Origin of the sequence: Achromobacter sp. E1, from assembly GCF_037039475.1 — a bacterium.
GTDB classification, from domain to species: domain Bacteria; phylum Pseudomonadota; class Gammaproteobacteria; order Burkholderiales; family Burkholderiaceae_B; genus Achromobacter; species Achromobacter mucicolens.
Genome location: NZ_CP146253.1, coordinates 34646 through 60403, shown reverse-complemented (window position 1 = coordinate 60403; position 25758 = coordinate 34646). Strand labels below are relative to the sequence as shown.

Annotated in this window: 27 protein-coding genes and 1 riboswitch; of the genes, 13 read left to right on the top strand and 14 right to left on the bottom strand. The window is 67.5% G+C overall.

Annotation, left to right across the window (positions count from 1 at the left end):
* Positions 1-32 precede the first annotated feature (32 nt).
* From V6V88_RS00290 to V6V88_RS00275, 4 genes are read left to right on the top strand one after another with little or no spacing between them, the layout of a single operon-like run.
* Positions 33-1094: an ABC transporter substrate-binding protein gene (locus V6V88_RS00290; protein ID WP_338617165.1), complete on the top strand. Its 1062-nt coding sequence runs from the start codon at positions 33-35 to the stop codon at positions 1092-1094.
* Positions 1094-1864: an ABC transporter ATP-binding protein gene (locus tag V6V88_RS00285; RefSeq protein WP_063953552.1), complete on the top strand. Its 771-nt coding sequence runs from the start codon at positions 1094-1096 to the stop codon at positions 1862-1864. Before V6V88_RS00290 ends, V6V88_RS00285 begins: the two co-directional genes overlap by 1 nt.
* A gap of 19 nt (positions 1865-1883) precedes the next feature.
* Positions 1884-2729, top strand: coding sequence for an ABC transporter permease (locus V6V88_RS00280; protein WP_108006355.1), 846 nt, complete (start codon positions 1884-1886; stop codon positions 2727-2729).
* Between the two features lie 14 nt (positions 2730-2743).
* Positions 2744-3523 carry an SDR family oxidoreductase gene (locus V6V88_RS00275; protein WP_175236651.1) on the top strand — a complete coding sequence of 260 codons (780 nt, stop codon included), beginning with the start codon at positions 2744-2746 and terminating at the stop codon, positions 3521-3523.
* Positions 3524-3794: 271 nt separating this feature from the next.
* Here the strand turns inward: V6V88_RS00275 and ilvB are convergent, their stop codons facing one another.
* Complete coding sequence (ilvB, locus tag V6V88_RS00270) at positions 3795-5618, bottom strand: biosynthetic-type acetolactate synthase large subunit (RefSeq protein ID WP_338617163.1); 1824 nt, start codon at positions 5616-5618, stop codon at positions 3795-3797.
* Positions 5619-5711: 93 nt separating this feature from the next.
* Here ilvB and V6V88_RS00265 point away from each other — a divergent pair, with 93 nt between their 5' ends.
* Positions 5712-6182 (top strand): Lrp/AsnC family transcriptional regulator, encoded by a 471-nt coding sequence (locus V6V88_RS00265; protein ID WP_056327693.1) that lies wholly within the window; start codon positions 5712-5714, stop codon positions 6180-6182.
* 22 nt (positions 6183-6204) lie between these two features.
* On the opposite strand, the gene V6V88_RS00260 is transcribed toward V6V88_RS00265, so the two are convergent.
* Positions 6205-7125, bottom strand: a complete 921-nt coding sequence (locus V6V88_RS00260) for a bestrophin family protein (protein ID WP_056327692.1) — start codon at positions 7123-7125, stop codon at positions 6205-6207.
* 106 nt (positions 7126-7231) lie between these two features.
* On the opposite strand from V6V88_RS00260, the gene V6V88_RS00255 reads away from it, so the two are divergent.
* The 3 genes from V6V88_RS00255 to V6V88_RS00245 all read left to right on the top strand — a co-directional run bounded on the left by V6V88_RS00255 (position 7232) and on the right by V6V88_RS00245 (position 9667).
* Positions 7232-7822 carry an SET domain-containing protein-lysine N-methyltransferase gene (locus V6V88_RS00255; RefSeq protein WP_338617162.1) on the top strand — a complete coding sequence of 197 codons (591 nt, stop codon included), beginning with the start codon at positions 7232-7234 and terminating at the stop codon, positions 7820-7822.
* Between the two features lie 111 nt (positions 7823-7933).
* Positions 7934-8085, top strand: a riboswitch (FMN riboswitch).
* A gap of 112 nt (positions 8086-8197) precedes the next feature.
* Positions 8198-8917, top strand: coding sequence for a 3,4-dihydroxy-2-butanone-4-phosphate synthase (gene ribB, locus V6V88_RS00250; RefSeq protein WP_056327690.1), 720 nt, complete (start codon positions 8198-8200; stop codon positions 8915-8917).
* Positions 8918-9001: 84 nt separating this feature from the next.
* A complete protein-coding gene (locus tag V6V88_RS00245; protein ID WP_338617160.1) occupies positions 9002-9667 on the top strand; it encodes a TetR/AcrR family transcriptional regulator in 666 nt (221 codons plus the stop codon).
* Between the two features lie 23 nt (positions 9668-9690).
* Here V6V88_RS00245 and V6V88_RS00240 read toward each other — a convergent pair whose 3' ends face one another.
* The 6 genes from V6V88_RS00240 to V6V88_RS00215 all read right to left on the bottom strand — a co-directional run bounded on the left by V6V88_RS00240 (position 9691) and on the right by V6V88_RS00215 (position 14121).
* On the bottom strand, positions 9691-10197 hold the full coding sequence (locus V6V88_RS00240; protein WP_338617159.1) for a nucleoside 2-deoxyribosyltransferase: 507 nt from the start codon (positions 10195-10197) through the stop codon (positions 9691-9693).
* A gap of 5 nt (positions 10198-10202) precedes the next feature.
* Entirely contained in the window at positions 10203-10772 is a 570-nt protein-coding gene (locus tag V6V88_RS00235) for a flavin reductase family protein (RefSeq protein WP_338619745.1), read from the bottom strand.
* A 1-nt stretch (position 10773) separates the two neighbouring features.
* Positions 10774-11232, bottom strand: a complete 459-nt coding sequence (locus tag V6V88_RS00230; RefSeq protein WP_056327686.1) for a nuclear transport factor 2 family protein — start codon at positions 11230-11232, stop codon at positions 10774-10776.
* Between the two features lie 63 nt (positions 11233-11295).
* Positions 11296-11907 (bottom strand): NAD(P)-dependent oxidoreductase, encoded by a 612-nt coding sequence (locus V6V88_RS00225; RefSeq protein ID WP_056327685.1) that lies wholly within the window; start codon positions 11905-11907, stop codon positions 11296-11298.
* A gap of 259 nt (positions 11908-12166) precedes the next feature.
* The gene (panE, locus tag V6V88_RS00220; RefSeq protein ID WP_056327684.1) at positions 12167-13093 is read right to left on the bottom strand and encodes a 2-dehydropantoate 2-reductase; all 927 of its coding nucleotides are present in this window, start codon (positions 13091-13093) and stop codon (positions 12167-12169) included.
* A 113-nt stretch (positions 13094-13206) separates the two neighbouring features.
* Complete coding sequence (locus V6V88_RS00215) at positions 13207-14121, bottom strand: DedA family protein/thiosulfate sulfurtransferase GlpE (RefSeq protein ID WP_338617157.1); 915 nt, start codon at positions 14119-14121, stop codon at positions 13207-13209.
* A gap of 452 nt (positions 14122-14573) precedes the next feature.
* On the opposite strand from V6V88_RS00215, the gene V6V88_RS00210 reads away from it, so the two are divergent.
* The 5 genes from V6V88_RS00210 to V6V88_RS00190 are packed head-to-tail and all read left to right on the top strand — an operon-like array spanning position 14574 to position 20535.
* Positions 14574-15605 carry a BMP family protein gene (locus V6V88_RS00210; RefSeq protein WP_175236633.1) on the top strand — a complete coding sequence of 344 codons (1032 nt, stop codon included), beginning with the start codon at positions 14574-14576 and terminating at the stop codon, positions 15603-15605.
* Positions 15602-17131: an ABC transporter ATP-binding protein gene (locus tag V6V88_RS00205; protein ID WP_226847650.1), complete on the top strand. Its 1530-nt coding sequence runs from the start codon at positions 15602-15604 to the stop codon at positions 17129-17131. Before V6V88_RS00210 ends, V6V88_RS00205 begins: the two co-directional genes overlap by 4 nt.
* 45 nt (positions 17132-17176) lie before the next feature.
* Entirely contained in the window at positions 17177-18250 is a 1074-nt protein-coding gene (locus tag V6V88_RS00200; protein WP_063953565.1) for an ABC transporter permease, read from the top strand.
* Positions 18251-18260: 10 nt separating this feature from the next.
* Complete coding sequence (locus tag V6V88_RS00195) at positions 18261-19211, top strand: ABC transporter permease (RefSeq protein WP_175236635.1); 951 nt, start codon at positions 18261-18263, stop codon at positions 19209-19211.
* Positions 19212-19254: 43 nt separating this feature from the next.
* Positions 19255-20535, top strand: coding sequence for an amidohydrolase family protein (locus tag V6V88_RS00190; RefSeq protein ID WP_226847648.1), 1281 nt, complete (start codon positions 19255-19257; stop codon positions 20533-20535).
* Here the strand turns inward: V6V88_RS00190 and V6V88_RS00185 are convergent.
* The 6 genes from V6V88_RS00185 to V6V88_RS00160 are packed head-to-tail and all read right to left on the bottom strand — an operon-like array spanning position 20510 to position 25757.
* Positions 20510-20896 (bottom strand): RidA family protein, encoded by a 387-nt coding sequence (locus tag V6V88_RS00185; protein ID WP_062839332.1) that lies wholly within the window; start codon positions 20894-20896, stop codon positions 20510-20512. The two genes, V6V88_RS00190 and V6V88_RS00185, sit on opposite strands and share 26 nt — an antisense overlap.
* Positions 20893-22056 (bottom strand): FAD-dependent oxidoreductase, encoded by a 1164-nt coding sequence (locus V6V88_RS00180; RefSeq protein ID WP_338617152.1) that lies wholly within the window; start codon positions 22054-22056, stop codon positions 20893-20895. The genes V6V88_RS00185 and V6V88_RS00180 overlap by 4 nt, the downstream gene beginning before the upstream one ends.
* Positions 22057-22068: 12 nt before the next feature.
* On the bottom strand, positions 22069-23511 hold the full coding sequence (locus tag V6V88_RS00175) for an NAD(P)/FAD-dependent oxidoreductase (RefSeq protein WP_338617150.1): 1443 nt from the start codon (positions 23509-23511) through the stop codon (positions 22069-22071).
* Complete coding sequence (locus V6V88_RS00170) at positions 23508-23816, bottom strand: (2Fe-2S)-binding protein (protein ID WP_056327675.1); 309 nt, start codon at positions 23814-23816, stop codon at positions 23508-23510. Before V6V88_RS00170 ends, V6V88_RS00175 begins: the two co-directional genes overlap by 4 nt.
* On the bottom strand, positions 23800-24957 hold the full coding sequence (locus V6V88_RS00165; RefSeq protein WP_175210988.1) for an FAD-dependent oxidoreductase: 1158 nt from the start codon (positions 24955-24957) through the stop codon (positions 23800-23802). The genes V6V88_RS00170 and V6V88_RS00165 overlap by 17 nt, the downstream gene beginning before the upstream one ends.
* Positions 24957-25757, bottom strand: a complete 801-nt coding sequence (locus tag V6V88_RS00160; RefSeq protein WP_062839327.1) for an ABC transporter permease — start codon at positions 25755-25757, stop codon at positions 24957-24959. Before V6V88_RS00160 ends, V6V88_RS00165 begins: the two co-directional genes overlap by 1 nt.
* Position 25758 lies beyond the last annotated feature (1 nt).

Below are 25758 nucleotides of genomic sequence, written 5' to 3'. Positions count from 1 at the left end.
ACAGCTGCAACCCAGACACTTCCGAGGACGACATGACCCGTAGCTCCGACTTCACCACCCGCCGCCGCGTGCTGGCGGCGAGCGCTTGCGCTTTGGCCAGCTTCGGCCTGCTCAATGGGCGCGTCGTCTTCGCGCAGCCCAAGCTGGGCAAGGTCGTTTACGGCCAGGGCAGCATCGACCCTTTTTTCGCGGCCGGCTACGTGGCGCTGAAGAAGGGCTTCTTCGGAGAAGGCGGCCTGGAGGTCGAGTATCTGAATTCGCAAAGCGGCCCGCGCACCAACCAGCTGCTGGCGGCCGGCCAGATCGCCTTTGGCGCCACCGCGGCCACCGCCGCGCCCGCGCTGACCATCGCGGGCAAGCCCGCCGCGCTGGTGTTCGGCTTTGACCGCAAGCTGACGTACGCCAACGTCATCGTGCGCCGCGAGGACTTCGACAGCGGCAAGATCAAGTCGCTCAAGGACCTGGCGGGCAAGCGCGTGGGCGCGACCCAGCCGCAGTCCAGCACGTGGCTGATGGCGCTGTACCTGATGCAGAAGGCCGGCGTGGCCGACAAGGTCGACATCCGCCCCCTGGGCGATCTGGCGACGATGCTGGGCGCGCTCAAGACGGGCTCGGTTGCGGCCAGCATGGCCACCATGTCGATGATGGAACAGGCCCGCCAGGAAGGCTGGGGCGTTCCCATCTTCGACGCCACCACCGAAGCGTCGTGGAACGAGTTCATGGGCGGCGACGTGCCGGGCATCGCGGCGCTGACGCTGCAAGACACCATCCAGAAGCGTCCCGAGGTCGTGCTGGCCTTCGTGACCGCCATGGTCAAGGCGCAGGACTTCATCACCGCCAACAGCGCGGCCGCCATCACGGATGTCATCTACGACGATTACTTGAGCGCCTTCCCGCGCGCCGCCATCGAGAAGACGCTGGGCGTCTACAAGGAGACGGTGTTCCTGAAGGACAACATCATCACCGAGGACGCGTACAACCGCATGACGGCCATCATGGGCGACGGGCGCCAGTTCTCCAATGAAGAGATCAAGACCGTGCCTTACGCCAAATGCGTGAACATGAGCTTCGTGCGCAAAGCCCGGGGCCTTTGATGATCACGCTGGACAAGGTAGGCAAGGCGTACCAGTCGCGCCAGGGCACGACGCACGCCGTCGGCGAGGTCAGCCTGACGATCAACGAAGGCGAATTCGTGTCGATCGTCGGGCCGTCGGGCTGCGGCAAGAGCACGCTTCTGAACATGATCGCGGGCTTTCTGCAGCCCACGACCGGGACCATCCTGGTGGACGGACGCGTGGTGGACGGGCAGGTGCCGCCCGCGCTGGGCTACATCTTTCAGAAAGACACGCTGCTGCCGTGGTTCAGCGTCAGGAAGAACGTGGCGCTTGGATTGAAGTTTCAGGGCGTGCCCGCCGACCGGATCGCCAAGCGTGTCGCCGAACTGCTGGACCTGGGTCACCTGAGCGCCTTCGCGGACGCCTTTCCGCATCAGCTTTCCGGCGGCATGCGGCGGCGCGTGGCGCTGTTGATGAGCCTGGCGGTCGAGCCGCGCATCCTGCTGCTGGACGAGCCCTTCGGGGCGCTGGACACGCACACCAAGACCCACCTGCATCGCGAGCTGATGGAGATCTGGCGCAAGCTGGGCCAGACTATCGTGATGGTCACGCACGACCTGGACGAAGCCATCCTGCTGTCCGACCGCGTGGTGGTGCTGTCCGGCCCGCCCAGCCGCGTGCTGCTGGACGAGCGAATCCAGATTCCGCATCCGCGCGACGTCTTCACGCTGCGCGAAACGCCGCAGTTCGTCTCCCACGTGCAAAGCCTCTGGAGCGTGCTGGGCCAGCAGTTCCGCGCCGCCGCCTGAACCGATAGTCATGAATTCGATGGATACCGCCGACACCCTGCAGGACCAGTTGCGTCTGGACCGCCGCGCCAACGCCGCGCGCCGCGTGCGCATCACTTTGTGGCAGGTGCTGATTCTTGCCGTCATCCTGGGCTCGTGGGAAATCCTCACGCGCATTCCGTGGTTCACCCAGAACACGCTTTTCGATCCCTTTTTCATCAGCCAGCCCTCGCGCGTCGCCGTGCGATTGTGGGAATGGCTGCAACCCGGGCCGCGCTCGGTCTGGCCGCACCTGTGGCTGACGCTGCAGGCGACGCTGGTGGGCCTGGTGGTGGGCGTGGGCAGCGGCTTCGTGGTGGGAATGACGCTCAGCCGCAGCCGCTTTCTGGCCGACGTGTTCAACCCGTTCATCGTGGCGTTCAATTCCATGCCGCGGATCGCGTTCGTCCCGCTCATCACCATGTTCTTCGGGCTGGGTCTGGCGTCCAAGGTGGTCACGTCGTGGTTCGTCGTGTTCTTTTTGGTGTTCTTCAACACCTACAAGGGCGGGCGAAGCGTGGAGCGCGAGCTTGTCGATTTCTGCCGCACGCTGGGCGGCTCGCCGCGCCAGATTCTGTGGCGGGTGCGCATCCCCACGGCCGCGGCCTGGACCTTTGCCGCGCTGCCCAACGCCATCAGTTTTGCGCTGATCGGCGTGGTGCTGGCCGAGTTCGTGGGCTCGACCACAGGCATGGGATATCTGATGATCACCGCGCTGGCGACGCTGAATGCCACCGACATGTTCGCGGCGGTGACGCTGCTGTCCATCGTCGGCATCGCGCTGGTCTATTGTGTGACGTGGATCGAACGGCGGCTCTTGCACTGGGCGCCGGAGTTCCGGGAATGAGCGAGGCCCGAAAGATGAAGACCCTTCCGTATCTGCGCAATTTCGACCTGACGGGACAGGTGGCGCTGGTGACCGGCTCGGCCCGCGGGCTGGGCTTTTGCATCGCGCGGGCGCTGGCCGGTTGCGGCGCGCGCGTGCTGATCAACGGCCGCAATGCCGATGCAGTCAATGCCGCCGTGGCCGAGCTGACGGGCGCGGGCCTGGACGCGCATCCGCTGCCGTTCGACGTGGCCGACGACGCGGCAATGGCCGCGGCCTTCGAACGCATCGACCGCGAACACGAGCGCCTGGACATCCTGGTCAACAACGTGGGTGCGCGCAACCGCAAGACGCTGCAGGACACCAGCCCGGCTGAAATCCGCGAACTGATCGACACCGATCTGGTGGCCGGCATGCTGCTGGCCAAGTTCGCGGCCGAGCGCATGATGCGCCAAGGCGGCGGCCGGTTGATTGCGATTACGTCGGTGGTGGGGGAGCTGGCGCGGGCGGGCGATGCGGTGTATCCGGCGGCCAAGCAGGGACTGACGGGGATGGTGCGGGCGCTGGCGGCGGAATTCGGCGGGCATTACATCACCAGCAACGCCATCGCGCCGGGGACGTTTGCCACGGAGACCAATGCGGAGATGGTGGCCGACCCGCAATTCGGGCCGCGCATCGCGGCGCGCAACCCGACGGGCCGGTGGGGCGAACCGGAAGAAATCGCCGGGGCGGCCGTGTTCCTGGCGTCACCCGCGGCATCGTATGTGAACGGTCACGTGCTGGTGGTGGACGGCGGGCTGTCTATTCAGTTCTGAAGACGGCGGGGTGTCTGAAATCGTCGGGTGCCGCGCTGGCACCGGTGTCTGACACCCTGGGGAGATGATCTCCAGCCTGCCGCTGCGTCTCAACGGGTGTCAGACACCTACGTTGATTCCGGTGTCTGACACCCTGGGGAGACGCTCTCCAGCCTGCCGCTGCGTCTCAACGGGTGTCAGACACCTACGTTGATTCCGGTGTCTGACACCCTGGGGAGATGATCTCCAGCCTGCCGCAACGCCTCAACGGGTGTCAGACACCTCGAAACGCTCAGGTCGTCTCGTCCTGATACCAGACGCCTTCGGCCAGCATCATCTTCTGGTGACCATGCCCCGCCGGCATCATCGGGAAGCAGTTTTCCTGCGCGGTGACCGCCACGTCCAGGAAATACGGACCGTCGTGCGCCAGGCATTCCGCCAGCGCGGCGTCCAGCTTGGCGGGGTCATCCACGCGCGCCGCGCCCCAGCCGAACGCGCGCGCCAGCGCCACGAAATCCGGCAGCGACGCGTTGTAGCTGTGGCTGTAGCGTCCGCCGTGGATCAGCTCCTGCCACTGGCGCACCATGCCCATGTAGCCGTTGTTGCACAGCACGACCTTGACGGGCGTCTCGTGCTGCATGGCGGTGGACAGTTCCTGGATGTTCATCAGCACCGACGCGTCGCCGCTGACGCAGACCACGGTCTTGTCCGGGTGCGCGACCTGCGCGCCGATGGCGGCCGGCACGCCGTAGCCCATCGTGCCCGCGCCGCCAGACGTCAACCAGCGGTTCGGACGGTCAAAGCGCAGATACTGCGCCGCCCACATCTGATGCTGGCCCACGTCGGTGGAGACGATGGCGTCGCGGCCCGCCAGCGCGGCGTTCAGCCGCGACATCAGGTGCTGCGGCAGGATCGCGTCGGGCGCGGGCGTGAAGCCCAGGCAGTCCTGCGCGCGCCAGGCGTCGATGCGCTTGAACCAGGGCGCCAGGCGCGCGGGCTCAAGCCTGGTGTCGCCCAGTTCGGCGCGCAGCGCGCGCACCAGCGGCAGGCAGTCGCCCACCAGCGCCACGTCCACGCGCACCACCTTGTTGATCGACGCGGGATCGATATCGATATGGATCTTGCGGGCGTGCGGGCAGAACTCGGACAGCTTGCCGGTGATGCGGTCGTCAAAGCGGGCGCCGATGCAGACGACGAGGTCCGAGTTGTGCATGGCGAGGTTGGCTTCGACCGTGCCGTGCATGCCCAGCATGCCCACGAATTGCGGATCGGAGGCGGGAAACGCGCCCAGGCCCATCAACGTCAGCGTGCAGGGCGCGCCGGTGTGGCGCACCAGGTCGGTGAAAGCCTCGCAGGCCTCGGGACCGGCGTTCACCAGTCCGCCGCCGCCGTAAAAAATGGGACGCTTGGCCTGCGCGATCAGCGCGGCGGCGCGGCGCACGGCCGACTGCGGCAGCTTGGCCGCCAGCTTGCCCGACTGGCGGCGCGCGCGCAGCGCGGCCAGCTTGTGCTGCGACGGCGCATCCAGGCCATCGCCGCTGTCGCGCGGCACCGCAAGCTGCACGTCCTTGGGAAAATCCACCAGCACCGGGCCGGGACGGCCCTGGCGCGTCAGTTCAAACGCACGGGCCGTCACACCGGCCACGTCGTCCACCGCGCGGATCTGGGTGTTCCACTTGGTGACGGAACGCGAGATGCCGATGGCGTCGCATTCCTGGAAAGCGTCGGTGCCGATGGCCGCCGTGGCCACCTGGCCGCTGATGCACAGCACCGGGATCGAATCGCACATGGCATCCAACAGGCCCGAGGTCGTATTCGCCATGCCGGGGCCGGAGGTCACGAACACCACGCCCGTGCGGCCAGTGGTGCGGGCGTAGCCCTCGGCCGCATGCACGGCGGCCTGCTCGTGGCGCACCAGCACGTGGCGCAGGCGCGGCTCGGCGTACAGGGCGTCGTACAGGGGCAGCACGGCGCCGCCCGGATAGCCGAAGACCGTGTCGACGCCGTGCGCAATCAGCGTGTCGAGCAAAATCTTCGCCCCGTTTTCAGGGGCGGTTTCGGTGGCGGCAAGCGCGGCGGCGGCGGTGGGGTGCAGGCGATCGTTCATGCTATCCATCTTATTGGTAGAACCGAAGAATTTTTATCTTCTTTTCCACGGATAACGGGCAGACGGAGTAAATTCATCTTTGATTTGGAGGAATCAAAGAAAATGAACCTCGACAAGTTCGACTTGGCCATTTTGAAGGTGCTGCAGGACAACGCGCGCGCCAGCCTGAACGACATCGGCGCGGCGGTCGGCCTGTCGTCCACCCCGTGCTGGAACCGCATCAAACGCATGGAGAGCGCCGGGGTCATCCGCGGCTATACCGTGGACATCGATCCAGCCAGCCTGGGTTTCATGGACACGGTCATCGTCCACGTGACCCTGGAGAGCCACAGCGAAGAGACGCTGTATGAATTCGGCCGCGCGCTGGCGCAGATCCCCGAGGTGCTGGAGGCCTTCCTGGTGTCGGGCGACTACGACTATTACATCCGCATCGCCGTGCGCGACACCCGCGACTACGAGCGCCTCTTGCGCGAGCAGCTCTACCGCATCCCGGGCATCCGGCACAGCAAGTCCTGCTTTGTGCTGCGCCGGCTGAAGGAAACCAAGCTGCCGCTGACCGGGCCGGCGTCGTAAGCCGCCGCCCCGCCCAGCTGTTTCAGCGCAGGACGTAGTCCACCGGCACCGCCGGCTCGGGCAAGGGGCGCACGCCCAGGCCTTCGAGCAGGTCGATCTCGATGACGCGGGCCAGCGCCGACAGCGGCAGGTCGTTCTCGTCCGCGCCGAAGGGGTCTTCCAGCTCGTCGCCCAGCGCGTCCAGGCCGAAGAAGGTGTAGGCGACGATGGTCACCGCAAGCGGCGTCAGGAATTCCAGCGTGCCCACCAGCCCAAAGGGCAGCAGCAGGCAGAACAGCCACGCCGTGCGATGCAGGAGCAGCGAATAGGCGAACGGACAGGGCGTGAACTTGATGCGCTCGCAGGCCGCCTGGATGGCGGCGCACTGCGCCACGCGCTGGGTCAGGCCCTGGTACAGGATGTCGGTCAGCTCACCGCGCCGCAGGCAGGCCGCGAGATCCCGGTTGATGGCCAGGAGCAGGGCATCGGGCACGTTGCGGCAGCCGGCCAGCGAATCCAGCTCGTCCTGCTGCACCCACGGCCGCACTGCCTCGACCATGTCCTGCCCGCGAAGCCGCGCCGCCAGTCCGTAGCCGAATCCGATGCAGCGCCGCACCAGGCGCTCCTGCAAGGGATTGGCGGTGCTGGCCGCCAGCAGCACGGCGCTCTCGCGCGCCAGGCTGCGCGCCTGCACGACGAGGTCGCCCCATTGCTTGCGGGCTTCCCACCAGCGGTCATAGCAGACGTTGTTGCGAAAGCCCATGAAGACGGACAGGGCCAGCCCGAAGAGCGAGAACGGCACCGCGGTCAGATGCGCGGGCGAGAAGAACTGGCGGTGGTACATCCACACCACCACGCAGGAGAGCACCGTGATGACGATGATCCTGCTGAGGATGCGCGGGATGATGGAACCGCGCAGTACAAAGAACAGAGCCAGCGCGGAGGGCCGCGGACGGACGATCATGATGAATATCAAACAAGGGACAAGCCGGCGCCCACTATACGCCTGTGATCGCGCAAAGAGGCCGCCGATATAATTCTGTTTCGTCTCACGCCACACGCGACCTTCAATGACCACCGAAGACACCCCGATCAAGCCCTGGTACGCAGTCCGCCGCTCCAAGCTGCACGGCAATGGCGTCTTCGCCGCCCGCAAGATTCCCGCGGGCACGCGCATCATCGAGTACGGCGGCAAGCGCATCAGCGCCAAGGAAGCCGACCGCCGCCACCCGACCAATCCGGACGATCCTTTCCACACCTTCTTCTTCGCGCTCAGCTCCGGCCGCGTGATCGACGGCGGCGACGAAGGCAACGATGCGCGCTGGATCAACCACTCCTGCCAGCCCAACTGCGAGGCGCAGGAAGGCAAGCACGGCAAGCGCGTTTACATCGTGGCGCTGCAAGACATCGCGCGCGGCACCGAGCTGTCGTACGACTACGGGCTGGTGCTGGACGGGCGCATCACCAAGGCGCTGAAGGAAGGCTACAAGTGCCTCTGCGGCACGCCGCCGTGCCGCGGCACGATGCTGGCGCTGCCCGCCAAGAAGGCGAAGAAAGCCGACAAGGCAGAAAAGGCGGAGAAGCCCGCAAAGACCGCCAAGACCACCAAGACCGACAAGGGTCCCGCGGCCAAAAAGGCCAGCGCCGCCGAGGCCGCCTGACAGCAGCACGGGGCCAGTCCCGCGCTTTCCGAAGACCACAACTGCAATAAGCATATTCAATCCCGTCCGGCCGACAGGCGTACAATCATTCGGTCGTTAACACGACATGCAGTACGTCTTCAGGGCGGGGTGCAATTCCCCACCGGCGGTATGCCATGCAATGTGGCGAGCCCGCGAGCGCCCGGCCAGCTATTTGGCCGGGGTCAGCAGACCTGGTGAGAAGCCAGGGCCGACGGTCATAGTCCGGATGAGAGAAGATGTGCCGGCACATACTCGGCTGCGCCGGGCGCGTTTGCGCCCGCCTGGCCGTATTGCGTTCGGCTGTCGATTAGCCCTGAAACGTTTTTCGCCCAATCCTTTTGCGAGAGCGTTTCAATGTCCAACGTTGCCTTTACCCAGCAGTCCCCCCTTCCCAGCCTGGCATCCCAGCCCTTTGCCGCCCGCTTGCAGCGCGCGCTGCATCATCTGCGCCTGGGCCGTCCCGTCATCCTGATGGACGACTTTGACCGCGAGAACGAAGCCGACCTGATCGTGGCCGCCGACCGGCTGACCGTGCCCGTCATGGCGCAACTCATCCGCGACGGCAGCGGCATCGTCTGCCTGTGCCTGCCCGGCGAAACCCTGGACCGCCTGGAACTGCCGCCCATGGTCCAGCGCAACCAGAGCCGTTTTGCCACGGCCTTCACCGTGTCGATCGAAGCGCGCGAAGGCGTGAGCACCGGCGTGTCCGCCGTCGACCGCGTGACCACGATCCGCGCCGCCATTGCGCCGTCGGCGCAGGCCGACGACATCGTCAGCCCCGGCCACGTGTTTCCGCTGCGCGCGCAACCGGGCGGCGTGCTGACGCGCCGCGGCCACACCGAAGGCTCGGTGGACCTGGCCGTGCTGGCCGGGCTGCGTCCCGCGGGCGTGCTATGCGAACTGATGAACGCCGACGGCACGATGATGCGCGGCGCGGCGCTGGAGCGCTACGCCGCCGAACAGGGCCTGGTGGCGCTGACCATCGCCGAACTGGCCGACCACCTGCAAAAGCTGCAGGACGGCCAGGCCGAAGCGATCGACGACGAGGTCCTGGAGATGGCGGCCACCGTCTGACCGGCCGCAATGGGTGGGGCCGCGCCATCGCAGCCCCGATGCGGATGGCATAATCCGCGCGAATACTCGCCTTTTGCCCCACCCATGACCGTCATCCCCCAGCCCCGGAAATCGCCGCGCCAGCTCAGGTCCCAGCACACCGTCGACACCATCCTGCAGGCGACGGCTCGCGTTTTGGCCACGCACGGGTATGCCGGCACCAACACGAACCTGATTGCGGAAACCGCCGGCGTAAGCGTGGGCTCGCTGTATCAGTACTTTCCCAACAAGAACGCGCTGATCGCCGCGCTGCATGACCGTCACGACAACCAGATGCTGGATGTGATCGACGACGTGTTGAACGGCAACCCGGCGGCCACGCTGCGCGAGCGTGTGGGCGCAATCGTGCAAGCCATGCTGCACGCGCATCTGCTGGAGCCGGCGCTGCATCGCGTGCTGGAACGGGAATTTCCGCTGTTTGAGCAGCCGCACGAACACAGCCGTGCGGATCAGGACATTCACCGCCGCATGCGGCATCTCTTGGAACTGCACCGCGCCGAGATCGCGCAGGCGGACCGGGATCTGGCGACCTACGTGGTCCTGCGCATCATGGAATCGCTGGTGCACGCGGCCGCGCTGGCGCCGCCGGCGGGCTTCACGCCCAAGCAGCTGGAGGCCGCGGTGGTGGATGCAGTGATGGGGTATCTGGGCGCGCCCGCAGGCGCCGCGCCGCGCAGGGCGGCCAAGAAAGCCAAGCCGGCGCGCGTCTAGCGCACGGCCCCTAGCGTTCGGCCTTAAGCGCGTTCGCGCGCCATGCTGGCCAGGCAGTCCGCCGGGCCGCCATTCACGATGCGCGCGCTGCACGCCAGCATCAGGTTAAGGCTCAGCCCGAAGTCCTCGACGGTATGGCCCTGGGCGTCGACCATGCGCGATGCGCCGTCGTCGGCCGCCGCCCCCACCGCCACCTGATCGATCAGGCTGCCGGACTGGCCGGTATAGCCCCACACGGGTTTGCCGCAGGCGATGGCATAACCCACCTCGAAGGCCGTGCCCGAATCGGGCTCGGCGCCACGAAATGGATTCAGGTTCGCCATCACCATGTCCGCGCGGCGGATCAGCGCGACGTTGGCGCGATAGATCCATTGCGCCAGCGCCTGTCCGGACAGGTCCGGCGGCGCCGCGTTGTCCAGCGGAAACAGGCCCTCGAAACCGTAGGTGGCGCACAGCGTCTTGAGCCGTTCGCCGTGCGCCACGGCGTCGGGCAGAAAGACGTCGAAACCCGCCAGATACACGCTGCGCATGGCCCTTACTCCGGATCGGCGACGTTGAAGGCTTCGCCGGTGGCGAAGAAGGAGCCGCCGGCCACGTAATGCACCGAACGGCGCTCGTCGGCCGGAAAGTGCCAGCGGTTGCCCGAGAACACGTCCGGCGCCGCCCATGCGGCCACGACCTCGCCGATGAAAAGGTCGTAGGCCTGCTGATTGTGCGGTTCAGGGATGACCTTGCATTCCAGCCACCCGAGGCAGCCCTCGATAAGCGGCGCGCCGATCTTGCTGGCGGCAAACGTGGTCAGGCCGCTGGCCTGGAACTTGTCTTCGTCGCGCCCCGAGTGCGAGCCCACCTGCAGCGTGGCGTGCGCCTGCGCGCGCGACGGAATGCACAGCGCGAATTCGCCCGAGGCTTCGATGAGCTCGCGCGTCCAGGTGTTCTTGTCCACCACCACCAGCATTTTGGGCGGGCTGAAGTCCAGCGGCATGGCCCAGGCCGCGGCCATCACGTTGCGAGCGCCGCCGTGCGCGCTGGTCACCAGCACGGTCGGGCCATGGTTCAAAAGCAGATAGGCGCGGGGCAGGTCGACGGGTTCGATCATGGACAGCCTAGAACATGCCGTTCTTGTTGGCGGGGTTCTCGGGGATTTCCTGGCTCACGTCCCAGTGTTCGACGATCTTGCCGCCTTCGAGGCGGAAGATGTCGACCACGGCCTGGCCGCGGTCTTCGGGCGAGTCGCGCCACAGGTTGTGGATCATGACGAGGTCGCCTTCGGCGATCACGCGCTTGATCTCGACGATGGCCTGCGGATGCTGCTCGAAGTAGCGCGGGAAAAAGTCGACCATCGGCCCGACACCGTCCTGCATGTATGGATTGTGCTGGGTGTAGTTCGGGCCGACGTACAGGCGCACCGCCTCGTCGATATCGCGGTCCTGGAACATCATGCGGAAGAACGCGACGGCAATTTCCTTGTTCGACTGCGGCGCGGCCGCAAGCGCCGGCGCAGCCGCCACGCAACTGGCGGCGACCAGCAGGCAGGCAGCCAAGGATTTCCACTTCATACGCATACAGGACTACTCAAATGACGCCGGCTGGCGGCCTGCCAGTTTACAAACAAACGCGGCGCAGGATCAGTATCCGACGGTATAGCGGCGGCGCGAATGCCGCGGCGTTTCGACTTCGTCGGCCAGGGCGATCGCGTAGTCTTCCATCGAAATCCAGCTCTTGCCCTCGTCGTCGGCCAGCAGATTGTCGTCGCCCACGCGGAAGGATCCGGTACGCTCGCCGGGCTCGAACATGGCCGAGGGCGACAGGAAGGTCCAGTTCAGCACCTTTTCCTGGCGCAGCGTGTCCAGGAACACGACGCCTGCGCGCGCCTCGGGCTTGTACGCGTCCGGGAACTCGGGGGTGTCGATCAGCATCTTGCCGGGCGCGACCAGCAGGCTGCCCGCGCCACCCACCACCAACAGACGCGGCACGCCAGCGTTCTTCACGGCGGCCAGAAGGGGCTTGGCATCGGTGGACACGAAACGCGTGGCGCTGATGACGGCGTCGTGGCCGGCCAGGATGGGGGTCAGGCCTTCGGGATCGGTGGCATCTCCCTGGCGGACGGTCAGGCCCGGCTGCTCGTTGACCTCGGCCGGGTTGCGGGCAATGCCCGTCACCTGGTGGCCGCGCTTCAACAATTCGTCCGCCACGCGGGACCCTACGCGGCCGGTAATGCCGATCAATGCGATTTTCATGGTCTTGCTCCTGGAAGGGATGGGCCGGGAGCGGCCGCCGCACGATTGCGGCAGCGCGGGCTTCGGCTCAGGCCAAGCCATACTATTCGGTCAAATCCGAACGAAAAACCCGCTAACCAGGAAGAGTTTTTTGCAAACCGTGCACCAATGGGTGCGAACCGGCAGCAGCGCGAGATGACCGGACGCGCGCCGCACGCCGCGGCACGCGCAATCAGTGTGCGCCCGGCGGCCCCGCTTGAACAGGGGGCCGCCCCCGCGATCAGCGGGCGGCGCGTTGCGCCTGGTAGACCTGCAGGTGCGAATAAGCCACGCGCAGGTAGGTGGCGTCCACGCCCAGCGTGCGGGCGCGGCGGACCATGTCGCCAACGATGTGGTCGGCTTCCACGGGCAGGCCCTGGCGCAAGTCGCGGAACATGGAGGCGGTCATGGGCTGGGTGCGGTCGGACAGCAGCTTGCGCACGGTGGCGTCCGCCTCGGGCCGCACGGTATGGCCGGAGGCCGCGGCGACCGCCTGCGATTCCTGCAGCAGGCCGAGCAGGAAGTCCACGCCGTCGTCGGTGGATGCGATCTCGCCAACCGAGCCGCGCATCAGGCAGGTGGCGGCGGCCAGCGTCGTCAGCATGACGTACTTTTCCCAGATGTCCTGGTAGATGTTTTCGCTTAGGCGGCTGACGTATTCGCCGCCCGCCAACGCCTGCTCCAGCGCCACGCAGCGCTCGCTGCGGGCAGGACCGGCGCGTTCACCGAACACCAGGTTGGCGTGTTTGCCCAGGTGGACCACTTCGCCTTCGGGACCGAGGGTGGCGTTGATCTGGCACAGACCGCCCAGCACGCGATGCGGCTCGAACTCGCGGTCCAGCACGTCGTACTGGAGCACGCCGTTCATGATGGGCAGCACGGCGGTGTCGGGACCCACGGCCGGACGGATGGCCTCGATGGCGCTGTCCAGGTCGTAGGCCTTGCACGACAAGACGACGATGTCGTAGCTGTCCTTCAGCGTCTGCTGCGTGACCAGCTTGGGGTGCAGCGTGGCATCGCCCAGCGGACTCTGGATGCGCAGTCCGTGTTCGCGGATGCGCGCGGCGCGCGGCTCGCGCACCAGGAACGTCACGTCCGCGCCGGCTTGCGCCGCGCGTCCGCCAAAGTATCCGCCGGTGCCGCCGGCGCCCAAGAACAACAACCGCATGCCTGTCTCCTGTTGGCTGCCCGCGTCGGGCGCGGGCCGATGCGCGCATTATGCGCCCGGGCCTGGCGCGCCGCCCAGCGCCCGCCCCCCCGAGGGGCCATGCGCCGGACGCTTCAGGCCTGCTGTTCGCGTTCGGCCCAGGCGTCGTAGCCGCCACGCAGCGCCCAGATCTTGCGATAGCCGGCCGCACGCAGCCGCGAGGCCAGCAGGGCGGCCGACACTTCGTTCGGGCATGCGCAATAGACCACGATGTCGGAATCGATCGCGCCGGGATCGAGGGCGGGCAGCGGCTGCTTCAGGTCCACGGCCACGGCGCCCGGGATGCGCGCGGCATCGCGCTGGGCCTCTGGCCGCACGTCAAAAACCAGCGCATCGCGTCCGCTCTGGCGCCACTGCATCAGTTCGTCCACCGACAGCCGCGGAATGACGCGCAGGCTGCGCAGCAGGATCTTGCGCCGCAGAAAGCGCGCCACGATGTACAGCCCCAGCACGGCCGCCAGCACCGCCAGCCCCATCGGGCCGTAGGTGCCCAGGATGTCCAGCACGTCGTTGACCACGCTGTGGAAAAGGCCGCCCAGCAGCAGGGCCGAGCCCACCCAGATCAGCGCGCCGGCCAGGTCGTAGAGAAAGAAGCGGCAGTACGGCGTGTTGGTCAGCCCCGCCATGACGGTGGACAACGCGCCCGCGCCCGGCAGGAACTTGCACACGAGCAGCGCGCGCACGCCGATGCGCTGATACAGGCGCTGCGTCTGGCGGATGCACGAATCCTGCGACAGCGACACCTTGCAGACCACGCCCAAGAGGCGCGACCCGTAACGCCGCCCGGCCCAGTACCACAGGCTGTCGGCGATCAGGCAGGCGGCGGTCGCGGCCAGGAGCGGCACAAGCCAGCCGCCGGCGCCGGCCAGCGCGCCGGCCGCGATGATCATGGGATAGGCGGGCACCGGCAGACCGGCCTGCTCGATGAGGACGTTGCCGAACACCAGCCACCCGCCGTACTGCTCGAGCAGCAATTGAATATCTTGCATGGGATTTCCAGCTTGCCGCGCGCGGCGCGGCTCATCCGCGGATTTTAGGCGCGCGGCTGCGCGCCGGGACCATAGACCCTGCCAGCCGCGCGGCAACGGTCTGTTCCATTCACGCCCGGCATCCCCGCCGATGCCCCGCCTTCAGAGACGCGGCGCACCAATGTGGTGCCACGTTTCCCCGCCAGGGTGCCTATAATTCTGCCCGGCCATCAGGTTTGCCCGCCTTGTCGCGGGACTGCCCCGTGGCATACAAATTGCTTCGCCAGGACAGGCTGAGAACTCGACCATTCGGGCGGGTGCGCCGCCTGGCGCTCCCATCCGATGACCGAGCCCACGCCCCCGTTCACGCACGATCTGCCCGGCATGCCTGCCGGCCGCAGCGGCCTCCGTGCTGCGGGCGTCATCCCCCCTCATCTCCATTCCCTGTCCTTCCCCGCGTAGGAGTCACCTGCATGAAATCCCTTTCCCTTTCGACCGCCAGCGGCATCGCCCGCCGCGGCCTGCTCAAGCTGGCCTTGGCTGCAGCCGGCGCAATGCTGTTCTCGGGCGCGGCCCTGGCCCAGGCGCCCGCCAAGACCAAGGTCGCCGCCGTGTACACGGTGCCGGTCGAACAACAATGGGTATCGCGCATCCACAAGGCGCTGTCGGCCGCGCGCGACCGTGGCGACATCGAGTACACGTTCTCGGAAAACGTCACCAACGCCGACTACGAGCGCGTGCTGCGCCAGTACGCGGAACAAGGCAACAAGCTGATCGTGGGCGAGGCCTTCGCCGTGGAAGCCGCCGCCCGCAAGGTCGCCAAGGACTATCCGCAGACCGCCTTCCTGATGGGTTCGTCGGGCAAGCCGCAGCAGCCCAACTTCTCGGTGTTCGACAACTACATCCAGGAACCGGCGTACCTGACCGGCATGATCGCCGGCGGCATGAGCAAGAGCGGCAAGATCGGCCTGGTGGGCGGCTATCCCATTCCCGAAGTGAACCGCCTGATGCAGGCCTTCATCGAGGGCGCCAAGGAAATCAATCCGAAGGCCGAATTCACCGTGACCTTCATCGGCTCGTGGTTCGACCCCCCCAAGGCCAAGGAAGCCGCCTTCGCGATGATCGACAAGGGCGCGGACGTGCTGTACGCCGAACGCTTCGGCGTGTCGGACGCCGCCAAGGAACGCGGCAAGCTGGCCATCGGCAACGTGATCGACACCCAGCCGCAATACCCCGAGACGGTCGTCGCCTCGGCGCTGTGGAGCATGGAGCCGACCATCGACGAAGCGCTCAAGCAGGTCAAGGCCGGCACGTTCAAGGCCGAAGACTTCGGCCAGTATTCGCTGATGAAGCACAAGGGCTCGTCGCTCGCGCCGCTGGGCACCTTCGAACAGAAGATCCCGGCCGACCTGATCGCCAAGGTCCAGGCCAAGGAAAAAGCGATCCTGGACGGCAGCTTCACCGTCAAGGTCAACGACAAAGAACCCAAGTCCTCGGCACGATGAATCAAGCGCCTCTCGCCCTGCAACTGACAGGGATCACCAAACGCTTCGGCAGCCTGACGGCCAACGACGATGTTTCGCTCACGCTGCGCCAGGGCGAAGTGTTGGCCTTGCTGGGCGAGAACGGCGCCGGCAAATCGACCCTGGTGTCGATCCTGTTCGGCCATTATGTGGCCGACGCCGGCAGTATCGAAGTCTTCGGCAAGCCCCTGCCCGCCGGCCGGCCCGACGCCGCGCTGGCGGCGGGCGTCGGCATGGTGCATCAGCATTTCACGCTGGCCGACAACCTCACCGTGCTGGACAACATCATGGTGGGCACCGAATCGCTCTGGAAGCTGGCCTCGGGCCGCGGCCAGGCCCGCAAGCGCCTCGTGGAACTGGGCAAGCGCTTCGGCCTGGGCGTGGACCCGGACGCGCGCGTGGGCACGCTGTCGGTCGGTGAAAAACAGCGCGTCGAAATCCTGAAGGCGCTATACCGCGGCGCCCGCGTGCTGATCCTGGACGAGCCCACCGCCGTCCTCACGCCGCAGGAAGTGCAGGACCTGTTTGCCACGTTGCGCGGCTTCGTCGACGAAGGACTGGCGGTCATCTTCATTTCGCACAAGCTGGACGAAGTGATGGCCGTATCGCGCCGCGTGGCCGTGCTGCGGCAAGGCAAGCTGGTCGCCGAGCGCGACACCGCGGGCACCAATCCCGCGGAACTGGCCGAGCTGATGGTGGGCCGCAAGGTGGTCATGCCGCGCGCCGAAGCCGCTTCGGCCGCCGAGCAGGCCGCGCCCGTGGTGACGCTGTCCCAGGTCACCGTGCGCGACAGCCGCGATGGCGCGCCGCGCCTGGACAGCCTGGACCTCGTGGTCCACACGCATGAAATCGTGGCCATCGCCGGCGTGGCCGGCAACGGCCAGCAGGCGCTGGTGTCGGTGCTGACCGGCCTGCGCCAGCCCTCGGACGGCACGATCCGGCTGGGTCCGGAACACGCTGCGGCGCCGACGACGCCCGCCGGCTGGACCGCCGCGCGCGTGGGCCGCATTCCAGAAGACCGCCACGGCGAAGGCATGATCGGCGACAGCCCGTTGTGGGAAAACGCCATCGTCGAAGACCTGAAGGACAAGCGCTTCGCGCGGCACGGCCTGATCCGCGCCCGCGCGGGCAAGGCCTACGCGGCCTCGCTGGCCAAGCAGTTCGACGTGCGCGCCGCGTCGCTGGACGTGCGCACGCGCAGCCTGTCGGGCGGCAACATGCAAAAGCTGATCCTGGGCCGCACGCTGGCGCGCGAGCCGCGCTTCATCGTGGCCGATCAGCCCACCTGGGGCCTGGACATCGGCGCGGTCGCCTACGTGCGCGAGCAGCTTCTGGCCGCCCGCGCCCGCGGCGCCGGCGTGCTGCTGGTGTCCGAGGACCTGGAAGAGATCTTTGCCCTGGCCGACCGCATCGCCGTGCTGTGCGGCGGCAAGCTGGTCGCGGTCAAGCCGGTGGCCGAATGGACGCCGGCTACCGTCGGCCTGGCCATGACGGGAACCCGGGCGTGACGGTGCAAACCGTGCCGCCTGGCTTTCTTCACTTTTGAGCATCCCATGAAACTGATCCTGGAACGCCGCCCCGAGCCCAGCCGCCTTGCGCTGGCATTGGCGCCCATCGCGGCCATCCTCTTCACGCTGGCGGTCTGCACGCTGCTGGTGGCCTGGGCTGGCGCCCCCGTCGGCCGCACCTACGCGCTGCTGTTCGAGGGCGCGTTCGGCACGCGCTTCGCGCTGTCCGAAACCCTGACGCGCGCCACGCCGCTGATGCTAACGGGCCTTGCCTGTGCCGTGGCCTTTCGCGCGCGCTTCTACAACATCGGCGCCGAAGGGCAGCTCTACCTGGGCGCGCTGGCGGCCGTGGCCGTGGGCGGCCTGCATGACGGCACGGGCTTTGACCTGCCGGTGCCGGTGCTGTTTGGCGGCATGATGCTGGCCGCGGCGCTGGCCGGCGCGTTGCTGCTGCTGATTCCGGCCATCATGAAAACCCGCCTCGGCGTCGACGAGGTGGTGACCACGCTGCTGGGCAACTTCATCGTGCTGCTGTTCGTGTCGATGATGCTGGACGGCCCGATGAAGGATCCGATGGCGATGGGCTGGCCGCAATCGGTGGCGCTGAACGGCGACCTGGAACTGGGCAAGCTCATCGAACGCACGCGCGCCCACACGGGCCTGTTGTGGGCTGCCGGCCTGGCGCTGGGCCTGTGGCTGCTGAACCGCTACACCGTCTTTGGATTCCAGATGCGCGCGGTGGGCGCCAATGCCCACGCCTCGCGCTTTCTGGGCTTGCCGGTGAACCGCGTGATGCTGGGCACCGCCATGCTGTCCGGCGCGTTGGCCGGCCTGGCCGGCGCCATCGAGGTCGCGGGGCGCACCAGCTACGTCACGCTGGATATGTCGCCGGGTTACGGCTACACGGGCGTGGTCGTCGCCATGCTGGCCGGCCTGCATCCGCTGGGCGTGATCCTGGCCAGCATCTTCGTGGCCGGCATGCTGGTCGGCGCCGACAGCATGAGCCGCGCCATCGCCGTGCCCAACTACATCGCCGACGTCATCGTCGCCACTTCGCTGCTCGCCATGCTGGTCGCGACGCTATTCGCGCAGTACCGCCTGCGCCGCAACAAGGCTTGAGGAGCACGCCATGGAATGGATGGATCTGATGAGTTCCTCGGCGTTCTGGGTGGCCGTGCTGCGCCTGGCCACGCCGCTGATTCTGGGCACGCTGGGCGTGCTGCTGTGCGAGCGCGCCGGTGTCTTGAACCTGGGCATCGAGGGCATCATGGTGGCCGGCGCCTTCACCGGCTGGCTGGTCGTCTACCTGGGCGCGCCGCTGTACGTGGGCGTGCTGGCCGCCGCGCTGGCCGGCGCCGTGTTCGGCCTGCTGCACGCCGTGCTGACCGTGCCGCTGGGCCTGTCGCAGCACGTCTCGGGCCTGGGCGTGACGTTGCTGGCCACCAGCCTCAGTTACTTTGCCTACCGCGTCACGTTCCCCAGCGTGTCCGCGCCGCCGACGATCACCCCATTTGCCGAGATGAAGTTCCTGGCGGGAATTCCGCTGATCGGCCCCGTCCTGGCCGGACAGACGCCCATGACGCTGATCGCGCTGGCCGCCGTGCCGATCCTGGCCTGGGTGCTGAACCGCACGCCGGTGGGGCTGGCCGTGCGCATGGTGGGCGAGAACCCCGCCGCCGCCGAAGGCCAGGGCCTGTCCGTGACGCGTCTGCGCATCGGCGCTATCGTGGCGGGATCGGCGCTGATGGGCGTGGCGGGCAGCTTCCTGACGCTGGCCGCATTCAACGCGTTCTTCTTCAACATGGTCAACGGCCGCGGCTGGGTCTGCGTGGCGCTGGTGGTGTTCGCGTCGTGGCGGCCCGGCAAGGCGCTGCTAGGCGCCCTGATCTTCGCGTTCTTCGACGCGCTGCAACTGCGCCTGCAACAGGGTGGCGCGGCGCTGCCGGGCATGCCCGAACTGCCGTATCAGGTGTATCTAATGCTGCCCTACATCCTGTCCATCCTGGCCCTGGTGTTCATGGCGCGCCGCGCCGCCTACCCGCAGGCCTTGATGAAGCCTTACCGCAAAGGCGAACGGTGACGGGACGCCATGACGCCACTGACATTCTTCGCAAGGAACACGCATGCTTGACCTGATTCTTAAGCACTGCACGCTGCCCGACGGCCGCACCAACATCGACATCGGCGTGGCCGATGGCCGCATCGCCGCGCTGGAACCGGCCCTGAAAGCCGAGGCCGCGCAGACGGTGGACGCCGCCGGGCAACTGGTGAGCTCGCCCTTTGTCGACGCGCATTTCCACATGGACTCCACGCTGTCCTTTGGCCTGCCGCGCGTGAATCAGTCGGGCACGCTGCTCGAAGGCATTGCGCTGTGGGGCGAGCTCAAGCCGCTGCTCACGCAGGAAGCGCTGGTCGAACGTGCGCTGGCCTATTGCGACTGGGCCGTGGCGCGCGGGCTGCTGGCCATCCGCTCGCACGTGGATGTCTGCGACCCGCGCCTCTTGGCAACGGAAGCGCTGCTGCACGTGCGCGAAAAGGTCAAACCTTACCTGGACCTGCAACTGGTCGCCTTCCCGCAGGACGGCGTCCTGCGCGCGCCCGGGGCGCTGGACAACCTGAAGCGCGCGCTGGACATGGGCGTGGACGTGGTGGGCGGCATTCCGCATTTCGAGCGCACCATGCAGGACGGCGCCGAATCCGTGCGCATCCTGTGCGAACTGGCCGCCGAACGCGGCCTGCGCGTGGACATGCACTGCGACGAAAGCGACGATCCGCTGTCGCGCCACATTGAAACGTTGGCCTATCACACGCAGCGCCTGGGCCTCTCCGGCCGGGTGACGGGCTCGCACCTGACGTCCATGCATTCCATGGACAACTACTACGTGTCCAAGCTGATCCCGCTGATCCGCGAAGCGGGCGTGTCGGCGATTGCCAATCCGCTCATCAACATCACGCTGCAAGGCCGCCACGACACGTATCCGAAGCGACGCGGCATGACGCGCGTGCCCGAGCTGATGGCGGCAGGCGTGCCGGTCGCCTTCGGCCACGACTGCGTGATGGACCCGTGGTACAGCCTGGGTTCAGGCGACATGCTGGAAGTCGCGCACATGGGCCTGCACGTGGGCCAGATGACGGGGCAGGACGCGATGCGGGCCTGTTTTGAAGCGGTGACGACCACGCCCGCCAAGATCCTGGGCCTGGACGAGACGGGCCTGGCGGTCGGCAAGCGCGCCGACCTGGTGCTGCTGCAGGCGCGCGACGCGGTCGAGGCATTGCGCCTGCGCGCCACGCGCCTGATGGTGCTGCGCGCGGGCAAGGTGGTGGCGACCACGCCGCCGGCCACTGCCACGCTGCACCTGCCGGGCCGCCCCGGCCAAGTCAGCTTTCAGACGTCGGCCCGCTGACGTAAGCCGGCTGCGCCGCGGCCGTCACGATGATCTCCACCAGCATGTCGGGCGAGGCCAGCTTGGCCTCGCAGGTGGCGCGCGTGGGCATCGCGCGCGGCAGCGCCCACTCGGCCCACACGGCGTTCATGCCGGCAAAGTCACGCGCGATGTCCTTGAGCCAGATCTGCACGGACAGCAGCCGCGACTTGTCGGTGCTCGCCTGCTTCAGATAGCCGTCGATCTTGGCCAGCACGTCGCGCGTCTGGGCCTCGATGCCGCCCTCCGCGGTCGACGTCACCCCCGCGATATAGACGGTGTCGCCGTGAATCACGATGCGGGAGAGGCGCTCGTTGGTTTCCCTGCGCACGATATCGTTCATTCGTCTTGCTCCTTGGTCGATGGGGCGGATGCCATGCCGGCATCCGAAAAACGTTCAATCCGGAATGGCGCAATCGGCAGGTCCGTCGCGCCGGTCGTGATCAGGTCGGCCATGATGCGGCCCACGATGGGCCCCAGCTCGAAACCGTGCGCCGAGAATCCGAACGCATGAAAGGCAGTTTCATGCCGGCTGCTGCGCCCGATCACGGGGATTTCGTCGGGCATGGCCGCCTCGATGCCCGCCCATCCGCGGTTCACGATGGCGTCGCGCATGTGCGGGAAAAGGTCCACCACCGTGCGCGCGCCCTCGGCCAGCGAGCGGAAATCCAGTTCGGTCCATTCGGCATCCCGGTCCACCCAGGCACGCCGGCCGCCGCCGATCAGCACGGTGCCGTTGGTGCGCTGCTTGAACGACAGCGCACGGCCCGTGCCCAGCACCACGGGATCCAGAAAGTGATCCATGCGCAGCGTGACGAGCATCATCGGACTGATGGGTAGCAGCGGCACCGGCTCGCCCCATTGCGCGGCGATGCGATCCGCCCACGCGCCCGCGCAGTTCAGCACCTGCGGCGCGGTGTACACGCCGTCATCCGTCTGCACGCGCCATTGCCCGTCCTGCCGCGCCACGCCTTGCACGCGCACGCCTTCCAGAAAGCGCGCGCCCAGGCTGGCGGCCTTCATGCGAAAGGCGAGGGTGGTGCGGTACGGATCGGCCGCCGCGTCTTCGCGCGCGATCAGGCCGCCCTGCACGGTGGGCGCGATCGCGGGAATCAGATCCAGCAGGTCTTCACGCGTTATCCACTGCTCGTGCGTGTAGCCGTGGTCCGTCATGGTCTTGAGCCGCGCGCGCAGCGTTTCGGCATCCGCCGCGTTCTCGGCGACGCGCACCTGCCCGTGCTGCTCAAAGCCGCAATCGTCATCCACCAGCTCGCCAATGCGATACCAGATCTCGCGCGAGGCCAGCGCCAGCGGCACTTCGGCCAGATGGCGCGACAGCGTGCGCACGCCGCCCGCATTGACGCCGGAGGCGTGACGCCCCACGTAGTTCTTTTCGATGACCAGCGCGCGCACGCCGGCGCGCGCCAGATGCAATGCGGCCGAGCTGCCATGCAGCCCGCCGCCGATGATGATGACTTCAGCCGCCCGCGGGTGAACGGTCATGGTGTCCGCCCGTCATTTCTTCAGGCGGACGACGGCCTGGCGCGAATCGTCGGTCTGCGGCAGCGAGGCCAGTTCGCCCAGCGTGAGCGGCTTGGTCGGAAAGCGCAGCCGGTAATAGCCCACTTCCTCGGTCGGCACGCCGCGTTCCTCGGCAATGATTTCCGACACGGTCAGGCCGCAGAAGCGGCCCTGGCACGGACCCATGCCGCAGCGCAGGAAAGCCTTCATCTGGTTCGGCCCGCTGCAGCCCAGCTTGACGGTCTCGCGCACCTGCGCGGCGGTCACTTCCTCGCAGCGGCACACGATGGTGTCGCCCGTGGGCCGCCGGAACGCCTCCGGCGCCTTGTAGAGCGTGTCGAAGAATTCGCGGCCGCGCACGGCCTGCGCCAGCGCCGCGCGCGGCGCAGCGGCTTCGCTGTCGCGCTTGTCCGCATCGATGCGGCCCATCAGATGCGCGGCCTGCAGAGCGGCCAGCCGGCCGCGATGCTCGGCCGCCATCGCCCCGGCGATGCCCGCGCCGTCACCGGCCATGCCGACGCCGTCCACCCCTGTCGTGCCCCATTCGTCGACGTCGGGCTCCCAACAGTCCAGTGCGTCGTTCCAGCGGTGCGCCACGCCCACCGCGCGCGACAGGTTCACGTTGGGTACCACGCCCTGGTGCAACATCAGCTGATCGGCGGGCAACGTCTTGGTGACGCCGCCCGCCGTGTAGCGCACGCTTTGCAGCTTGCCGTCGCCCAGCGCTTCTAGCGCCGTCACGCCCTTGACGATGGGCACGGCAGCCTTGACCGCGCGCAGCAGCTTCAGCCCCTTGCCCAGATACGGCGAGCGCAGAAAACCCCAGACCTTGGGCAGCGCCTGTCCCATGCGTCCCGGCGGGGTGGTTTCCAGCAGCGCGTCGACCTTCACGCCCGCATTCAGGTATTGCCAGGCCACCAGGTACAGCAGCGGCCCGCAACCGGCCAGCACCGTGCGATCGGACGGCACGACGCCGGATGATTTCAAGAGGATCTGCGCCGCGCCCGCGGTGATGACGCCCGGCAGCGTCCAGCCCGGAATCGGGAAGGGCCGCTCCTGTGCGCCGGTGGCCAGCAGCAGGCGGCGCGCGTGCACGATGCGCGCCTCGCCCGCCACCGAGTACGCCACCTCGAAACCGTCGGCCGGCTCGGGCGCGGTGCGCTGCGCCACGGCCCAGACGGTCGCCCCCGGCACGTAGCGCGCACCGGACTGCTGGAACGGCGGCACCAGCGTCGCGCCGTGCCAGTAGTCTCCACCCAGAATGCTGCGGTTGGTGACCGGGGTGGTGGTGATGGCGCGGTAGATCTGGCCGCCGGGCGCGGGCTGCTCATCGAGCAGCATGGTATCCACGCCCAGGTTCGCGGCCAGCGTCGCGGCTGCCAAACCGGCCGGACCGGCGCCCACCACCAGCAAATCGCATTGCATCGTGTCGATCATGCCTGCACCTTGCGCGCGCCCAACTGGCGCTCGATCTTCATTCCTTCCCGCACGGGCGTCATGCAGCCCTGCTGGTTCGCTTGTCCGTCGATGGTGACCAGGCAGTCGTAGCACACGCCCATCATGCAATAGGGGCCACGCGGCACCTCGTTGACGGCCGTGTCGCGGCAGGCCTGCACGCCGCCCGCAAAGAGCGCCGCCGCCACGCTGTCGCCCTGGCGGCACAGCATTTCGGCGCCATTGACCGTTACCCGCACCGGCGCGCCCTGCGCCTGCCGCTGCGCCTCGTCAAGCCGCTTGAACATGAAACCTCCGGGTCGAGAAGGGCGCCATGTCGTCGGCCAGCTTGCCGGCGGCGATCATGGGCGCCAAGTTGAGCGCGTGCGCGGCGGCGAGCGTCACGCCGCTGTGACAGGTGGCGACGAAGGCCCCCGGGCACGTTTCGGATTGCTGATAGATCGGAAAGCCGTCCTTGGACATGACGCGCAGCGCCGCCCAGCTGCGGACCACGCGCACGTCCCGCAGCGCGGGCAGCGTGCGCACGGCGCGGTCGGCAAGCGTGCCCAGGATCGGCAGGCCAACCAGGTTGTCCACATAGCCGGCCTCTTCCTGCGAATCGCCGATAAGCCACGTGCCTTCGTCGGTCTGGCGCAGCGTGGACAACGGCGTCTCGAGCATGCGGCGCGTGCGCTCCAGCACGACGATCTGGCCGCGCTGCGGCCGTACCGGCACATCCAGCCCGACTTGCTCGCCAAGCTGCTTGTTGGACAGCCCCGAGGCCAGCACCACCTTGTGCGCACGCACCGTGCCGCCGGGCGTGGCGATTTCAAACACGCCGTCACGCAGGCGGATGCTTTGCGCCGGCCGCTGCGGCAGGTAATCCACAACCCGCTGTGCAAAACTCATGTGCAGCGCGCGCAGCAGCTTGAGCGGGTTGGCGATGCCGTCCACCGGCGTCCATGTCGCGCCGCGCACGTCGGGTCCGATGCCCGGCACCAGATCCGCGACCTCGGCGCGATCCAGCATCTTCCATTCGTACTGCGCCATGCCCGGCTGCGCGAGTAGCGTGTTCATGAAGCGTGTGCGCGCCTCGACCTCTTCGTCGCTCAGGAGCGCGTGCAGGCCGCCGCGCTGCTCCAGGTGCACGTCGACCCCGGTCTCTTCCTGCAGCAGGGCGGCAAGCCGGGGCCAGCCAGTGGCCGACGTCATGGTCCACACGCCATAGCGCGGCAGGCCCATGCCCTTGCTCTGCACCCACACCAGGCCGAAGTTCCCGCGCGAAGCCCGATAGGCCACGTCGCCTTCGTCCAGCACGGCCACGTGGTCCAGTTCGCGGCGCAGCCCGTAGGCCACGGCCGATCCGACCAGACCGCCCCCGATCACCGCCGCATCGTAGATGCCGCGGTGCACGGGCGCGCGCGGCGCCAGTTCTTTCTCTTCTGTCATCAGCGTCCCTTTCCTACAAACAGCTTCTCCAGGCCGACCGCGCGGTCCAGGATGAATATGGCAATGATCGTCACGTAGATCAGCACGGCCGACACCGCCGTCACCAGCGGATCGATGGTGTCTTCGATATGCAGGAAGATGCGCACCGGCAGCGTGGTGGTGGACGGCGAGGCGATGAAGATCGACATCGTCAGTTCGTCAAAGCTGGTGATGAACGCGATCACCCAGCCGCTGACCACGCCCGGCAGCAAGAGCGGCAGCACCACGCGCCGGAATGCCGTCCAGTTGGACGCGCCCAGCGACTGCGCCGCGCGCTCCAGCGCCGGATCGATGCCCGTTGCCGAGGCCAGCACCAGCCGCAGCGCATACGGCATGACGAGAATCACGTGCGCCACGACCAGGCCGAAGTACGTGCCGGCCAGGTCCACGGTCGTGAAGAACTTCAGGAACGCCAGGCCCAGCACCACGTGCGGAATCATCAGCGGCGACAGAAAGAACGCCACCAGCGCTTCGCGCCCCCTGAAGCGGTTGCGCGCGATCGCCAATGCGCTGGGCACCGCCAGACCGATCGCCAGCGTGGCCGACAGCGTGCCCAGGCCCAAACTGAACCAGAACGCATCGACAAAGCGCGGGTTGTCCAGAATGGCGCGGAACCAGCGCAGCGACAGCCCGCCCGAGGGCAGCGAAATAAAGCCTTCGGACGTGAACGCCACCGCGCACACCATGACGATGGGCGCCAGGATGAACAGGATGAACAGCGTGTGGAAGACGAGGCCGATGGGGCCATTGCGAAATTGCATG

What these genes read in the sequence shown, in the direction of transcription:
- ilvB (WP_338617163.1), bottom strand. Translation starts at nt 5,618, where the DNA reads ATGGATAGCATGAACGATCGCCTGCACCCCACCGCCGCCGCCGCGCTT.
- V6V88_RS00215 (WP_338617157.1), bottom strand. Translation starts at nt 14,121, where the DNA reads ATGCAAGATATTCAATTGCTGCTCGAGCAGTACGGCGGGTGGCTGGTG.
- V6V88_RS00180 (WP_338617152.1), bottom strand. Translation starts at nt 22,056, where the DNA reads ATGACCGTTCACCCGCGGGCGGCTGAAGTCATCATCATCGGCGGCGGG.
- V6V88_RS00255 (WP_338617162.1), top strand. Translation starts at nt 7,232, where the DNA reads ATGACCACCGAAGACACCCCGATCAAGCCCTGGTACGCAGTCCGCCGC.
- V6V88_RS00165 (WP_175210988.1), bottom strand. Translation starts at nt 24,957, where the DNA reads ATGACAGAAGAGAAAGAACTGGCGCCGCGCGCGCCCGTGCACCGCGGC.
- V6V88_RS00175 (WP_338617150.1), bottom strand. Translation starts at nt 23,511, where the DNA reads ATGATCGACACGATGCAATGCGATTTGCTGGTGGTGGGCGCCGGTCCG.
- V6V88_RS00185 (WP_062839332.1), bottom strand. Translation starts at nt 20,896, where the DNA reads ATGAACGATATCGTGCGCAGGGAAACCAACGAGCGCCTCTCCCGCATC.
- V6V88_RS00275 (WP_175236651.1), top strand. Translation starts at nt 2,744, where the DNA reads ATGAAGACCCTTCCGTATCTGCGCAATTTCGACCTGACGGGACAGGTG.
- V6V88_RS00225 (WP_056327685.1), bottom strand. Translation starts at nt 11,907, where the DNA reads ATGAAAATCGCATTGATCGGCATTACCGGCCGCGTAGGGTCCCGCGTG.
- ribB (WP_056327690.1), top strand. Translation starts at nt 8,198, where the DNA reads ATGTCCAACGTTGCCTTTACCCAGCAGTCCCCCCTTCCCAGCCTGGCA.
- V6V88_RS00200 (WP_063953565.1), top strand. Translation starts at nt 17,177, where the DNA reads ATGAAACTGATCCTGGAACGCCGCCCCGAGCCCAGCCGCCTTGCGCTG.
- V6V88_RS00190 (WP_226847648.1), top strand. Translation starts at nt 19,255, where the DNA reads ATGCTTGACCTGATTCTTAAGCACTGCACGCTGCCCGACGGCCGCACC.
- V6V88_RS00290 (WP_338617165.1), top strand. Translation starts at nt 33, where the DNA reads ATGACCCGTAGCTCCGACTTCACCACCCGCCGCCGCGTGCTGGCGGCG.
- V6V88_RS00260 (WP_056327692.1), bottom strand. Translation starts at nt 7,125, where the DNA reads ATGATCGTCCGTCCGCGGCCCTCCGCGCTGGCTCTGTTCTTTGTACTG.
- V6V88_RS00240 (WP_338617159.1), bottom strand. Translation starts at nt 10,197, where the DNA reads ATGCGCAGCGTGTATCTGGCGGGTTTCGACGTCTTTCTGCCCGACGCC.
- V6V88_RS00170 (WP_056327675.1), bottom strand. Translation starts at nt 23,816, where the DNA reads ATGTTCAAGCGGCTTGACGAGGCGCAGCGGCAGGCGCAGGGCGCGCCG.
- V6V88_RS00230 (WP_056327686.1), bottom strand. Translation starts at nt 11,232, where the DNA reads ATGCGTATGAAGTGGAAATCCTTGGCTGCCTGCCTGCTGGTCGCCGCC.
- V6V88_RS00280 (WP_108006355.1), top strand. Translation starts at nt 1,884, where the DNA reads ATGGATACCGCCGACACCCTGCAGGACCAGTTGCGTCTGGACCGCCGC.
- V6V88_RS00160 (WP_062839327.1), bottom strand. Translation starts at nt 25,757, where the DNA reads ATGCAATTTCGCAATGGCCCCATCGGCCTCGTCTTCCACACGCTGTTC.
- V6V88_RS00195 (WP_175236635.1), top strand. Translation starts at nt 18,261, where the DNA reads ATGGAATGGATGGATCTGATGAGTTCCTCGGCGTTCTGGGTGGCCGTG.
- V6V88_RS00285 (WP_063953552.1), top strand. Translation starts at nt 1,094, where the DNA reads ATGATCACGCTGGACAAGGTAGGCAAGGCGTACCAGTCGCGCCAGGGC.
- V6V88_RS00210 (WP_175236633.1), top strand. Translation starts at nt 14,574, where the DNA reads ATGAAATCCCTTTCCCTTTCGACCGCCAGCGGCATCGCCCGCCGCGGC.
- V6V88_RS00265 (WP_056327693.1), top strand. Translation starts at nt 5,712, where the DNA reads ATGAACCTCGACAAGTTCGACTTGGCCATTTTGAAGGTGCTGCAGGAC.
- V6V88_RS00205 (WP_226847650.1), top strand. Translation starts at nt 15,602, where the DNA reads ATGAATCAAGCGCCTCTCGCCCTGCAACTGACAGGGATCACCAAACGC.
- V6V88_RS00245 (WP_338617160.1), top strand. Translation starts at nt 9,002, where the DNA reads ATGACCGTCATCCCCCAGCCCCGGAAATCGCCGCGCCAGCTCAGGTCC.
- panE (WP_056327684.1), bottom strand. Translation starts at nt 13,093, where the DNA reads ATGCGGTTGTTGTTCTTGGGCGCCGGCGGCACCGGCGGATACTTTGGC.